The organism is Burkholderia sp. E168m22 (assembly GCF_001319805.1).
Classification (GTDB): Bacteria; Pseudomonadota; Gammaproteobacteria; order Burkholderiales; family Burkholderiaceae; genus Burkholderia; species Burkholderia orbicola.
In genome coordinates, this window is sequence record NZ_BBSK01000100.1 from 1 (window position 1) to 1,492 (window position 1,492).

Sequence of the window (1,492 nt, forward strand, 5' to 3'; positions counted from 1 at the left end):
GACGGCGGCCGCGTGATCTACGTCGGCAGTCTCGGCAAGATGCTGTTCCCCGGGTTGCGGATGGGCTACATGGTCGTGCCCGAGCATCTGGTCGACACGTTCCGCACCGGGCTGTCGGAGCTGTATCGGGAAGGCCAGCTGATGCAGCAGGCCGTGCTCGCCGAATTCATCATGGACGGCCACCTCACTTCGCACGTCAGACGAATGCGCACGCTGTACGGCGAGCGCCGGCAACTGATGATCGACGCGATCCGCGCGCGCTTCGGCGACGCGCTGCCGGTGATGGGCGACGAGGCCGGCCTGCATCTGGTGCTCGGCCTGCCTGACGCGTGCGACGATCGCGCAGTCACACAGAGCGCATTCGACGCGGGCGTGATCGTGCGCCCGCTCACCAGCTACTACAGCAACCTCGACACCGCGCGGCAGGGCCTGCTGCTCGGCTATGCCTGCGTCGCGCACGAAGGCATCCGGCCCGCGTTCGACACGCTCGCCAACACCATCGAGCAACATCTGCCGCGAAACATCACGCGCGCGGCGTGAAGCGCGCCGCACACGGCGGCGCCCGCTTCGTCAATGCGCGCTGCCCGCGCCGCGATCGAGCGATGCCGCGCGCACGGCTTCGCCGGGCTTCGTGAATACACGCTGCCGCAATGCGGCAATCTGTGCATCGCGATCCTGCGGCGACAGGCCGGCCGATTCGATCTGCGCACGCTGCGCCGCATAATCCGCGTAACGGCTCTGCCACGACGCATCGTCCTGCTGCATCTGCGCGACGCGCGCGGCGGCCTCGGGGCCGAGCGTCTGCGTCAGTTGCGCGCGCATCGCATCGGGCGTCGCGCCGCTCTTCTGCAATTGCGCGATCTGGTCGATCGCGGCGCGCTGCCGGTCCACCCGCTGCTGCGCCGCGCGCTCGTCGGCCGGCATCTGCTGCTGGAGCGCCGCGAGCCGCTCGGCCTTCTGCGCATCCGTCAGTGAGCGATCCTGAGTGATCTTCAATCGTGCGAGGTCATAGCGCTGCCGCCACTGCTCCGCACCGAAGAACGGCTGACTCCAGTCGCCGAGCGTGCGGTACGCGATCGACGCGCGCTGATCGAGCGCGAGCTGCAACGCGCCGAGGTCGGACTTGTCGACCGCACCCGCATCGCGCAATGTCGCGAGCGCATCGAGATACGCGCGATACCGGTGCCACACGTCGAGCGCCTCCACCTGCGCGACCGTGCCGTCGAGCTGCGCGGCGATCTCGCGCACGACCAACGCATCGAGCGCGGCCGCGCTCAGGTCGCTCCGCGCGGTCAGGCAATAGTCGAAGAAATCGCGTACCGCACGCGACTTCGCCAGATGGCCGCCTGCATCGAGCGGCAAGCGCGGCGCGCTGGAGCCGGCCAGCGACGGCGGCAGGCCCGCGCTCGCCGGCACGGCGGCCTGCGGTGCGGCGGCCGCCACGCCGCCCACCGCGGCCGCATCCGGCGCGTCACCCGCGGCGCCCGTGCCG

The 1,492-nt window shown here is 70.4% G+C and carries 2 protein-coding genes; one reads left to right on the forward strand and one right to left on the reverse strand.

Features of this window, described 5'->3' with window-relative positions; all coding sequences use genetic code 11:
• On the forward strand, positions 1-540 hold a 540-nt coding region (locus AP428_RS22595), incomplete at its 5' end, for an aminotransferase class I/II-fold pyridoxal phosphate-dependent enzyme (protein ID WP_156349349.1).
• Between the two features lie 30 nt (positions 541-570).
• On the opposite strand, the gene AP428_RS22600 is transcribed toward AP428_RS22595, so the two are convergent.
• On the reverse strand, positions 571-1,492 hold a 922-nt coding region (locus tag AP428_RS22600; protein WP_054928390.1), incomplete at its 5' end, for a lipase secretion chaperone.